At 54.7% G+C, this 8,520-nt stretch carries 10 protein-coding genes; all 10 read right to left on the bottom strand.

The annotated features are described in order from the left end of the window. Positions 1-148: 148 nt before the first annotated feature. The 10 genes from cysK to Q7U71_04285 all read right to left on the bottom strand — a co-directional run bounded on the left by cysK (position 149) and on the right by Q7U71_04285 (position 8,281). On the bottom strand, positions 149-1,042 hold the full coding sequence (gene cysK, locus Q7U71_04330; protein MDO9390984.1) for a cysteine synthase A: 894 nt from the start codon (positions 1,040-1,042) through the stop codon (positions 149-151). 25 nt (positions 1,043-1,067) lie between these two features. Then, positions 1,068-1,409, bottom strand: a complete 342-nt coding sequence (locus Q7U71_04325; GenBank protein ID MDO9390983.1) for a hypothetical protein — start codon at positions 1,407-1,409, stop codon at positions 1,068-1,070. A 31-nt stretch (positions 1,410-1,440) separates the two neighbouring features. Beyond that, positions 1,441-2,355, bottom strand: coding sequence for an exopolyphosphatase (locus tag Q7U71_04320; protein ID MDO9390982.1), 915 nt, complete (start codon positions 2,353-2,355; stop codon positions 1,441-1,443). A gap of 54 nt (positions 2,356-2,409) precedes the next feature. Beyond that, on the bottom strand, positions 2,410-4,152 hold the full coding sequence (locus Q7U71_04315) for a V-type ATP synthase subunit A (GenBank protein MDO9390981.1): 1,743 nt from the start codon (positions 4,150-4,152) through the stop codon (positions 2,410-2,412). 59 nt (positions 4,153-4,211) lie between these two features. Then, on the bottom strand, positions 4,212-5,048 hold the full coding sequence (locus Q7U71_04310; protein ID MDO9390980.1) for a hypothetical protein: 837 nt from the start codon (positions 5,046-5,048) through the stop codon (positions 4,212-4,214). A gap of 61 nt (positions 5,049-5,109) precedes the next feature. Further along, the gene (locus Q7U71_04305) at positions 5,110-5,649 is read right to left on the bottom strand and encodes a hypothetical protein (protein MDO9390979.1); all 540 of its coding nucleotides are present in this window, start codon (positions 5,647-5,649) and stop codon (positions 5,110-5,112) included. Positions 5,650-5,690: 41 nt separating this feature from the next. Then, positions 5,691-6,014, bottom strand: a complete 324-nt coding sequence (locus Q7U71_04300) for a V-type ATP synthase subunit F (GenBank protein MDO9390978.1) — start codon at positions 6,012-6,014, stop codon at positions 5,691-5,693. 147 nt (positions 6,015-6,161) lie between these two features. Beyond that, positions 6,162-6,767, bottom strand: coding sequence for a hypothetical protein (locus Q7U71_04295; protein MDO9390977.1), 606 nt, complete (start codon positions 6,765-6,767; stop codon positions 6,162-6,164). Between the two features lies 1 nt (position 6,768). Further along, positions 6,769-7,605: a hypothetical protein gene (locus Q7U71_04290; protein ID MDO9390976.1), complete on the bottom strand. Its 837-nt coding sequence runs from the start codon at positions 7,603-7,605 to the stop codon at positions 6,769-6,771. A 16-nt stretch (positions 7,606-7,621) separates the two neighbouring features. Next, positions 7,622-8,281 carry a hypothetical protein gene (locus Q7U71_04285; protein ID MDO9390975.1) on the bottom strand — a complete coding sequence of 220 codons (660 nt, stop codon included), beginning with the start codon at positions 8,279-8,281 and terminating at the stop codon, positions 7,622-7,624. Positions 8,282-8,520 lie beyond the last annotated feature (239 nt).

The raw sequence follows: 8,520 nt of genomic DNA, 5'->3' as shown, positions 1-8,520 counted from the left end.
ATTCATCCCGCGAAAGCAAATCATCAAATTCACTCCTTGGCGCAGCGACTGCTTTCCCTGTCCAATTGGATATTTCTGCGGTACGCAAACGTTTTGCATCCCCTTGGACTAAAAATATTTTAATCGTTGCACTTGGCATTAGAATACCTTATTTAAACAATTTGGTGCTCAGATATTTCTCCCCCCGGTCCGGAAAGATCACCACTATCCTGCCCTTTTTGATCTTCCTGGCCGTCTGGATGGCTGCGTACATGGCCGCGCCGCTGCTCATACCCACAAAGATGCCTTCTTTCTCCACTATCTTCCGGGCGGTGTCAAAGGCCTGTTCGGTGCTGACCATCACGGTCTCATCTATCAGGGAAGGATCATAGATGGAAGGCACTATGGCCTCCTCCATGTTCTTCAGGCCCTGGATATAGTGGCCCTTGACTGGATGGGCCTCCACTATTTTGATCCTGGGGTCGTTCTCCTTAAGGGCCCGGCCCACTCCCATGATGGTGCCCGAGGTGCCAACGGAGGAGACCAGATAATCGATATTTCCGTTGACCTGCTTCCAGATCTCCTGGGCCGTGGTCTTGTAATGGGCCATCTTGTTGTAATGATTGGAGAACTGGTCCGGCATGAAATATTTGTTTGGCTGGCTTTTGACCAGTTCCCGGGCCTTGATGATCGCCCCGTCGGTCCCCAGCCTGGCATCGGTGAGGGTGACCTTGGCCCCAAAGCTTTTGATCATCTTGACCCGTTCGGCCGAGACCGCTTTGCTCATCACGATCTCCACCCGGTAGCCCTTGACCGCCCCGATCATGGCCAGGCCGATACCGGTGTTGCCCGAGGTGGGCTCGATGATGGTTTTGCTTTTTGACAGCGCCCCTTCGGCCTCGGCCTGCTCGATCATCTTCAAAGCTATCCGGTCCTTGATGCTGCCGGTGGGGTTGGCTCCCTCTATCTTGGCGTAAATATCCGCGTGTTTATTGGGGTTTAGCCGGTTTATCCTGACCAGTGGGGTGTTGCCGATGGTTTGGAGGATGTTTTCATAGATCATAAGGCCGTCAATTTCATTAGGGTAATCATTTCCCTTCCATATGGAACTTGTGCAGCATCCGGTGGGTGATCGGCGCCAGGATTATGCCGATCAGCGCAATGAACACCAGGCCGCTGAAAAGCGCATAGCCCGAAGCGAATACTTTGGCCGCCTGGTTGGGCAGTTGGTTGACCGGTCCCATACCGCCCAGGATCATAGATGCTTCCAGCAATGAATCTACCCAGCCGAAACCGGCTATCCAGTGGTAACCCATGATACCTGCAAGCAATACCGCCCCTGCCAGACCAACCGCCGAGGCCGCCGAGGCCACCATCCTTTTGGCAAAGACCGAAGGCGGGGCCAGTTTTTCGTGTTTGCGTTCAAACATGATTACCTTCCTGAATACCGGACAAGATCATTTACCCGTCCGCATTCATCTGTTTGACCAATTCCTTAAGCACCTCGTCCGCCTTCTCTATCGCCACCTGGCAGGTGCCCACCTTGGCGTGGCCGCCGCCGTTGTACTTCAGCATCAATGATCCCACGTTGGTCCTGGAGGTCCGGTTGATGATGCTGTGGCCGACCGCAAAAACCACGTTCAGTTTCTTCATCCCCCACATCATCCGGATGGAGATGTTGATGTTGGGGAACATCCCGTATTCCACGAAGCGGTTGCCGGTGGGGATCTCCTCCACCTTGCGCAGGTCGGTCACCAGCACATTCTCATGGACGGTGGAATATCTCTTGATCATCTCCTTGTACAGCCATTCCGACTCGTGATAGCGCTGGATCCTCTCCCGGATGTCCGGCAGGTCCAGGATCTCTATGATGTTCATGGTGCGGCAGTATTCCATCAGGTCCTGCATCAGCTGCAGGTTGCTGATCCGGTAGTCGGAGTAGCGGCCCAGCCCGGTGCGGGGGTCCATGATGAAGGCCAGCAGGATCCAGCCCTTGGGCGCGGCGATCTCCTCCACCGTCAGGTCGCCGGAGTCGGATTTGTCAACCGCCTTCAGCATCTCGGCGAACTTTGGGAATTTCTTCTCCCCGCCGTAAAATTCGTAGATCACCCGGGCGCAGCTCTTGGCCGGCTCGGACTTACCCTTGAAGTCGTCGGGAAAGGCTTTGCGCTCGCTTTCCGATAAATGATGGTCGAACCACATCCCGCAGCCCTTGGCGTAGGGCACGTTGGCCAGCACGTCGTCGGCCGTCACTTCCACCTTGCCGTCCTGGACATCCTTGGGATGGACGAACTTGAACTGGTCGATGATCCCGGCCTCCTTCAGCAGGACTCCGCAGATCAGGCCGTCAAAATCGGATCTGGTAACAAGGCGCATGGTAAGACCTCCGTATTCAGTATTCAGTATTAAATATTCAGTATTCTTGCCTGGTTATTTCTTGGCAAAGGCCTCACCCAGCCCGGCGATGAAAGCGTCGATATGCGCTTTGAACTGGGCCTGGGGCACTTCCTTGAACCGGGCGCACTGTTCTATCTGGGGCAGGTTCAGGATGTCGTTGATGTGCATGGCGCCGCGCTCGATGGCCTGGCGGGCCCCGTCGTAGAAGGCCAAAATTGCTTTGAGCATCCAGTATGATTTCTCCAGGCTGCAGTGGCCGTCCACTTCTGAGAAGGCGTGCTGCTGCAGGAAATCCTCGCGCAGCATCTTGCCGACCTCGATCACCATCCGCTCCTGGTCCTGCAGGGCGTCGGGGCCCACCAGCTGGACCACTTCCTGCAGGGCGGCCTCCTTCTGCAGCAGCTCCGAGGCCTGCTTGCGGACCTCGGCGAAGTCGGGGGCCACATGCTCCTTAAGCCAGCCGCCCAGCATCTCGGCATAAAGCGAATATGACCGGTTCCAGTTGATGGCCGGGAAATGGCGGCGCTGGGCCAGGCTGGCATCCAATGCCCAGAAGGTTCCCACGATCCGCAAAGTGCTCTGGGTGACCGGCTCGGAGAAGTCGCCGCCCGGAGGCGAAACCGCCCCCACGATGGTGACCGAGCCCACCCGGGCGTCCCTGCCGACGCAGACCGTTCGGCCGGCCCGTTCATAGAAAGCGGCCAGTTTGCTGGAAAGATAGGTGGGATAGCCCTCTTCGCCCGGCATCTCCTCCAGCCGTGACGATATTTCGCGCAGGGCCTCGGCCCAGCGGCTGGTGGAATCGGCCATCATGGCCACGGAGAAGCCCATGTCGCGGAAATACTCGGCCAAAGTGATACCGGTGTAGATGCTGGCCTCGCGGGCCGCCACCGGCATGTTGGAAGTGTTGGCGATCAGCACCGTCCGCTCCATCAGGGGGCGCTTGGTCTTGGGATCCAGCAGTTCCGGGAACTCGGTCAGCACCTCGGTCATCTCGTTGCCCCGCTCGCCGCAGCCCACGTAGATGATCACCTGGGCGTTGGAGTGCTTGGCCAGGGTCTGCTGGACCACGGTCTTGCCGGAGCCGAAGGGCCCGGGGATGGCGGCGGTACCGCCCATGGCCACCGGGAACAGAGTGTCCAGGATCCGCTGGCCGGTGATGAACATCTCGTCGGGATCCATCTTCTTTTTGAAGGGCCTGGGCTGGCGCACCGGCCAGGAATGCATCAGGAAAAGCTTGGTTCCATCCTCCAGTTCAGCTATCGGGTCGGCCACGGTGTATTCGCCTTCCTTGACGATGCTTTTGATCTTGCCGTTTTTTGTTGGCGGAACCAGTATCTTATGCAGGAACCAAACATTTTCCTGCACCTCGCCAAGTACATCTCCTTCAGCAACTTGGTCGTCTTTATTAACTGTCGGCTTGAACTTCCATTTCTTCTCCCGGTTCAGGCTGGGAACCTCCACCCCGCGGGCGATGAAGTCGCCCTCCTTCTTTTTGATCTGGTCCAGGGGCCTTTGAATGCCGTCGAAGATGGCCTCCAGCAAACCGGGGCCCAGTTCCACCTTCAGCGGCTCGCCGGTGGTGACAACCTGCTCTCCCACGAACAGGCCGGAGGTGTCCTCGTAAACCTGGATGAAGCAGGTGTCCCCATCCAGGCGGATGATCTCCCCCACCAAGCCCAGCTTGCCCACTTTGACGATGTCGTACATCCGGGCGCCCATCATGTTCTTGGCGATGACCGCCGGTCCGGATATTTTCTGAATGATGCCCTGCATAGATTCTCCTGAGGTTATATGAAAAAATTATAAATTCATTTTCAGTTAACGGCCGCCCATCAGTTATAAAATCTTACGCCCAGTTCCACCAGCCTGTCCTTTGGCCTTACTGTCAACTGGTCTAGGACTATGTAATTTGCAAACAGCATCATTCCTGCGGCTCCCCGCCGGAAATGCCCCTCAAGCCCCATATGATAGGTCTGCCTTAGCTGGCCATGGCGGGACAGGTTAAGGTTCACCATCGTCCTGGCGTCCACCACCCAATCCAACCGCTTATAAAAGGCCCAGCGGTTGACCCCCGTCAGTTCCCAGTCATAGTCGTGGTTGCCTCCGATGATGGCCGGGTCCAGCAGGCCGAAGGCCTTTTCCATATAATGGCCGAGCTTGGCTTCCCAACTGAACCGGGAGGCCGGGTCCCAGCGGCCGTCATTGACCAGCCGGGTCCGGTATTCCATCGGGCGTCCGTTCTTGGAACTGACCTGGACATAGGCCTTGTTCCAGTACTCGGTGGTGCTGTCCCAGCTGTCGATCTCGTGAAAGCAGTAATGGTCAAGGCCGGCCCGCAGGTTAAAGTCATCAAGCCTTAGCTCCGTGGCAGGATCTATCCCGTAGCGCAGCTCGCGGGGGTCGAACATGATGGCACCATCCTGCCGGCCCATGGTGGTCCGGACATACAAGGCTGCCGAGGAATAAAGCCGCCGCCGGTAGCTGACCAGAACGAACTCCATGTCGGCGTTGCTTTCCACAAAATACCGGCGCTTGTATTCGGCATTCTTGTAATGGGTCATCCCGTAGAGGTCCCCGGTCAAATGGTATTCCGGCAGGAATTCAAACTTGTCCAGCACCCGCTCCAGCGCATTTAGTAGCGGTAAGGCTCTGGCACTTGAAATTTCCACGATTGTTATTAAAATAATGGCAAAGACAATACGTCTTTTAAAATTCATTTGCAACCAAACATCAATATGTTGTATCAGGTAATGTGTTTTTTAATCCCATTATTTCACGGTTATACAACCAAATAGTTTTATCCATATCATCCAAAGCATTGCTATAACATACCTGGCCGGCTAATGCGCTAATAAAACTGCTGACAAAAAATGCTATGGAAATGTTCAGGTCACTATTTTTAATATGCGGCCGGGATAAGGTACCAATGCCCGCACCAGAAAATGCATAACTTATAGTTAGAAAGATGTTTTTCTTTCTGTTGTTATTTACATATTTTTTGTATTCAGAATAAACCACCTTGTGTGAATCACCCCTTAAATTCCAATAAATCAATTTAGACATATATCCAAGGGGATATTCTTTCTCATTGCTTAATATTTTTTCACCACTCCATAGAGTATGATGCATTCTAACTGTCTGGGATAGATATAGTGACTCATATTTTTGTTGTAATGTCTCGGGGGTTCGTATTGTAATTTGGCCATAACATAAAATTACCGGTATAAATGTTACCATTATGACAATACTTGCAATAATTGCCTTTTTCATGAATAACTTGAATTAAATAATTTAAAAATAAGGTTTTGTATTTATTTCAACTTAACATAAAACCCTATGGCATCCTTGACCAGTTTATTAAGATACTCTTCCCCGCTCATCACCTGGCCCTCCTTGGGCACCGGGAACGGCAACACCACCGGCAAGGCCTTGTTCTTAAGGGCCCGGGCCACGTCCTCGCCCAGGTCCCCGGCCAGCTGGTCGTTGACCGCTATCAGCCCGTAGCTTTCGGTCTGGATCAGCTCCAGCACCTTGGCTTGAAGCTCCCGGTTATCCTTGACCTCAAAGGTCTCGGCCCCGGCCATCCGGAACCCGGTGGCCGTGCCGCTGTCGGTTATTATGGCTAAACGGTTCATGGAACCTTTTCTAAGAATTTTACTTTTTCATACCATACGCATGGACCACGAATGGCGCCACTTTATTGCCGCTAAACATCACCGGACACGATATATCGTGTCCCTACACCCCTTCCCTTGCGGGGAAGGGGCCGGGGGTTAGGTCTCTTATTTAAGTATGTGCAGCCAGTCGCCCAGCAGGAATTGCATCCGGCCTATCAGCAGCGAGATCCGGGCCATCACCGTGTACCCGAAGGCCGCCCCGAAGGCGATCATCAGGTACCAGACCCCCAGCTTGGCCCCGGCCCCGATGAAGCCCTTATGCTCGGCGGAAAAGAAGAAATAGACCAGGGTGGCCAGCACACCCAAGACCAAAAGAAAGTTGTTCAGGGAATTCATCGGGATCAAAGTGGCCTGGGTCTGGGCCAGGACGTCGGTGGACAAAAAGGCCGTCACCGAAAGTCCGGCGCCCATCCCCACCACCATCGAGATGGGGAAACGCAGCAGCCAGTTGTGCTTGCGGGAGAAGGCGAAGAAGACCAGCAGTCCCATCACCCCCGGGATGATCAGGTAATATTTATGGGCAAAATTAGTGGTCAGGGGTGTCCACAGATTGGGCAGCACCACGTTATGGAACTCGGCCGCCACAAAATATCCGGCCGATATCCCCACGTAGACGTGCTCGGCAAACTTGTACAGGGGGTTGTCCTTGTACAAAAAGCTGTAAATGCAGAGCGTCAGAAGCGCGCCCAGCCAAATTCCAAACAGCGCCATTTTACTTCTCCTCCTTTTTGCGGGTCATAAAATAAGCAATGTTGCCGATCAGGATGAAGCCCACTATCAGGAAATGGGCCAGGCTTTGGGCCGACATCCCGGTGGAGGCCGCTCCCGGATGGTCCACCAGCACCTCGTATTCGGCCGCGCCCCGCATCCCGCCCATCAGGCCCATCAGCTGCCCTGACTGCAGGTAGGCCGAGAACTCAGGGGCTGAGACCGCGGTGCAGCCGCCGGTGACCGGCACCCCGAAACGCTGCCAGGCGAACTGGATCCACATTATCAGCCCGGGATCGCCGGCCGAGAATGAGACCACCGCCCCCATGTCCTTAAGCGACTTGGCCTGCTTCATCAATTCCAGGGTATCGGTCTGGTTCTTGTAATAATCCTGGGGAAAGGCGTCGGCAATGCTCTTGGCCATGGTCACCACCAGCACCGCCTGTCCTGATTTGTACCCCAGATTGACGTAATCGCGTCCGTAGACCTTGTCCGGGAATTCAACCCGAATGACCTCGGATACCTGTCTTTCGATCAAGGGAGTACCGGTGACCCAGTGGCCCATCATGACCACTTTCAGGTTCCGGCGCATGGCATGGCGCAGCATGGCGGCCGAAAGCGGGTAAAGCTCGGGCATGGAGCCGGGATCGTAATCCCAGGAGAACAGCACCGGGCTTCCCTCCGGCAGTTTTTCCAGCAGATCGTAGGACTGCTTCACGTCGCCGGAGACGTTCATCGGCAGTTTGACGTTTATCAGCAGGGCCAGAGCCACGGTCAGACCCATGGCTAAAAATATCCAGCGCCGGTCTATCCGGGTAAGTCTTTCTAAAAATGTTTTCATTTTCATCATCCTAACTTTAATTGCCGCCGGTGGTCAGGTAGGAACGCTCGATCCCCAGCAGCATTCGCAAAGCCATGGAAACCGCGCCCAGGGCGGCCCCGATCTTAATGCCCCGCTGGCCGGCCGTGTTGGGGATCTCCATCACCCACTGGGTAACCTGGTCCAGCAGGGTCGGGAATTTGGCGCCCAAAAACGGAACATGCTGCCACAGCCAGCTTCCCAGCGGAACCCGCCCGATCATGATGATGGCGGCGGCTATCAGCAGCAGGGTGGCCTCTTTATTCCTGGCCCTGAAAGCCCGGTAGGCGGCGGAGGCGATGAAGAAGGCCAGCAGAGAGAACATGGCCGAGGACAGCGGGGCCATCACGTTGTCATACAGCCAGTAGTATGCCGTGCCCTCCTTGATGCCCCAGAACAAGCCCAGCACCATCATGAAGGCCAGGCAGATCAGCAGGGTCAGGCTGTAAAACCAGCCCTGACGCTTGCGCTGGATCTTCTCGGCGTGAACGAAGATCAGGTTCCCAATGCCCAGCACCAGGGTAAAGGCCACGATGATGATCTCCCAGGACTGCATCTCCTGGGCCGAATTGGCCACTATGGGATGCGGCACGAAGAAGGCCAGGATCATGTAAAACCCGGCCAGAAAGGTTATGATCAAAGGAATTGTTTTTTTCATCTCATATCTCCGAAATTATCGCCGGATGATTTTGTTTCAAATGATTATCTAACATACGCAGGAACCTTTATCCACAGATTAACGCAGATTATCTCTGTTCTTTCCACACACAAGTATTAAACCTTAAAAATAAATCTGTGTAAATCTGTAAAATCTGCGGATTGAAAAATTAGTTGATTGTTTACCGCGGCATAAGCCAGCCGGCGAAGAAACCCAGCTGGGGGTATTTCAAGGCCAGG

It is taken from the genome of bacterium (assembly GCA_030655055.1).
In the GTDB taxonomy this organism is placed as follows: Bacteria; Edwardsbacteria; AC1; order AC1; family EtOH8; genus UBA5202.
This window is presented reverse-complemented; position numbering and strand designations above follow the sequence as displayed.